Source organism: Methylomagnum sp. (assembly GCF_054333355.1).
Window position 1 is genome coordinate 1 of record NZ_JBTEKS010000423.1, and the last position, 3,593, is coordinate 3,593.

General features: G+C 60.5%; 2 protein-coding genes. Both read right to left on the reverse strand.

Annotated elements, in window-relative coordinates:
• On the reverse strand, positions 1–607 hold a 607-nt coding region (locus ACXWUF_RS20440; protein WP_458499379.1), incomplete at its 3' end, for a hypothetical protein.
• A gap of 311 nt (positions 608–918) precedes the next feature.
• A partial coding sequence (locus ACXWUF_RS20445; protein WP_458503375.1) for an efflux RND transporter permease subunit occupies positions 919–3,593 on the reverse strand: 2,675 nt, incomplete at its 5' end.

A 3,593-nucleotide genomic window follows, 5' to 3' on the forward strand; every position in this document is an offset into this window, starting at 1 on the left:
TGTCCGCCGCGCCATCTGGGCGCGGAAGTATTTCGTCAACTCCGCATCCGGCGGCGAACTGTTGGAATTGTCGCCTCGCGATGGCGAAGTCCTGCTGAATCAACTCGCCGCCACGGCGTGAAAAGGCCAAAGTCGAGGCTAAATGGCCCCCGTCCTTAAAAAGGACCGCACGTTCTATTCCCTTGGTTACGGTGAATTTTTCTAAGTAACTGGTAATGTCGAAATAAGGCAGATTTAATTCCTGTGCAAGCCGTAAGTGATATTCCCTCACCAGATCACGTTTTCCACCCATTTGCTTTCGCGGGATAATCAAGATGACAGGAAGGCAGCCCGCCGCGATTAGCCTGCCCACAATGGCGCGTTCGTAGGCATACATATCATCTGTGCTGATATATCCTACAAAGAGCGCTTCGTTGACCGCGAAATCCAACAGGCAAACATCGAATTTCGAGAAGTCAACACCCCGAGTGGTCACACTGGCTAGGAGGCTGATGCTCCCCCCCATTGAAAAATTTTCGACACGGGTGACTTTTGTGGACTGGGCCAATCCGTATGTGTAGCCACTGGCCATAAGGGAATTAGAAGTGCCGATAATTGCTATCCGCATGACTTACCTTTAATGATTTAATTATAGATTTAAGCTTAATATTTAATGGGATTATGAAGCTCGTTTCCAGAGCAATTCCAGAGCAATTTTAGATCACAGCCACATGGCCCGGATGAAGCGCCGTGGAATCCGGGATGATCGGAAACGCATCAGCCCGGATTCCATAAAAGCCATCCGGGCTACGCTGGCTAAGGGATAATGGAGAGATAAGTTATCTCTATAAAGATAGGGCCGTAGGGTGCGGTGAGGAACGAACCGCACCAATCGCGACGCGACCAATCCGGTTCCCATCATTCACCGCATCCCACAAATCACCCCTCCTTCTCCTCAAACCACCCATACAAGGCCGGCAACACCACCAGCGTCAGCAGCGTCGAAGTCAGCAAGCCCCCAATCACCACAATCGCCAACGGACGCTGCACCTCCGAACCCGGCCCCGTCGCGAACAGGAATGGAATCAACCCCAGCATGGCTACGGTGGCCGTCATCATCACCGGGCGGAAGCGCTGCTCGCAACCCTTGAACACCGCCTGCTCCGACGCCATCCCATCGTGCCGCAAGCTGCGGATGTACGACACCAGCACCACCCCGTTCAGCACTGCGATGCCCCACAGCGTGATGAAACCCACCGACGCGGGCACCGACAAATACTCCCCGCTCAGGAACAGCGAGATGATGCCGCCCATCGACGCGAACGGCAGCACCAAAATAATCAGCGCGGCGTAGCGCAACGAGTTGAATAGCATGAACAGCAGGAAGAAAATCGCCACGATGGTGGCCGGGATGATAATCATCAGCCGCTTCATGGCCCGTTCCAAGTTCTCGAACTGCCCGCCCCATTTCAGGAAATAGCCCTCCGGCAGCGTCACCTTCTCGGCCACGGCCTTTTGCAACTCGGCCACGAACCCGCCCAAATCCCGGTCCCGCACGTTGGCGCCGATCACGATGCGGCGCTTCGCCATGTCGCGGCTGATCTGCGCGGGGCCGTCCACGACATGGATGGTGGCGAGATCGTCCAGCGGCACCAGCGCCCCGCCCGGCGATTTCAGCAGGATGTGGCCGATGGCTTCCGGCTTGTCGCGGAACCGCTCGGGGAACCGCACCACCGCCGAGAAGCGCCGCTCGCCCTCGTAGATTTCGGTGCTGATCCGCCCGCCGACCGCGCTCTCGATGATGTCGTTGATGTCGGCGACGTTGATGCCGTGGCGGGCGATGGCGTCACGGTCGATGTCGATGGTCAGGTATTGCTGGCCGCTGATCCGCTCCACCCGGATGTCCGCCGCGCCCCGGACCCCGTTCAGCACCTTGATGATGGCGTCGGCGGTCTGCTTGAGTTCCTGTAGGTCATCGCCGAACAGCTTGATGGCGACATCCGACCGCACCCCCGTCACCATCTCGTCCACCCGGTCGGAAATCGGCTGGGCCATGACGATTTGCACGCCGGGCAACACTTTCAGCTTCTCCCGGATGGCTTCCATCACGGTGTTCTGATCCCAGCCTTCGGGAAGCTGGTCGCGGGGCTTGAGGGTGGCGATGGGGGTGGATTCGTTCTCCGGCTGCGGATCGGTGGGGTTCTCGCTGCGGCCTAACTGGGACACCACCTTCGCCACGCCGGGCACTTCCATCACCAGCCGCATGGCCTCAGTTTCCAGCTTGATGGACTCGTCCAGGGACATGCTCGGCACCCGGTTGACGCCGGGGACGATTGAGCCTTCCTTCATTTCCGGGATGAACGAAGTGCCCAGCAGCGGCAGCAGCATCAGGCTTCCCGCCAACAGGCCGACAGCGGCCATGATGACGGTGCGGGGATGGCCCAAGGCGAACCGCAGCAACCCGAGATAGGGCCGCTTGATGAAGGCGATTAGCGCTGTGTCGTGTTCCGCGCCGCCTTTGAGCAGGAACGAACACAGCACCGGCGACAGCGTGAGGGATACCACCAGCGAAATGAACAGGGCGATGGCGATGGTGTAGGCCAGCGGCCCGAACATCTTGCCCTCGATGCCCTCCATGGTCATCAGCGGCAGGAACACCAAGCAGATGATGCCCACCCCGAACAGCACCGGCGTGGCGACCTCGGTGGTGGCGCGGAGCAGGATGCGGCCCCGGTTCTCGGGCGTGACGCGGGTTTCGCCCAAATGGCGGAAGGCGTTCTCCACCACCACCACCGAGCCGTCCACCATGATGCCGATGGCGATGGCCAGCCCCCCCAGCGACATCAGGTTGGCGGAAATCCCGTAGTGGTTCATCGCCATGAAGGTGCAGAGCGGGGTGATGATGAGGGTCGCGACGACAATCAAGCTGGAACGTATATCCCCCAGGAACAGCACCAGCACCACCACCACCAGGGCGATGCCTTCCAGCAACACCTTGCCCACCGTGAACACGGCGGCGTCCACCAGTTCGGAGCGGTCGTAGAACGGCATGATCTGTAGGTCTTCCGGCAACATGCCCTGCTGGTTGATTTCATCCACCCGCGCCTTGACCTGGCTGACGATCTTCTTGGCGTTGCCGCCCCGGATCATCAACACGATGCCGCCCACGGTCTCGGTCTCGCCGTTTTTGATGACCGCGCCGTAGCGCACCGCCGTGCCGATCTTCACTTCCGCCACATCCCGCACGAACACCGGGGTGCCGTCGTCCTCCTTCAAAACGATATTGCCGATGTCCGCCACGGTGCGGATCAGGCCCACGCCCCGGATGAGGTATTGCTCGGCGTAGCGGGGCAGCTTGCCGCCGCCGCTGTTGGCGTTGTTGAGCGCCAGGGCGGTGTAAACGTCTTTCAGGCTCAGGCCGTAATGGCGCAGCCGGTCCGGGTCCGCCAGCACTTGGTATTGGCGCTCGTAGCCACCGATGGAGTTGATCTCGGCGACGCCGGGAATGCCCCGCAGCAGCGGGCGCAGCACCCAGTCCTGGATGGTGCGGCGGCGGGTCAGCTCGTCCACGTCCAGCGGCCTGTCGCCGTCGCCGGGCCGCTCCAAGGTGTACT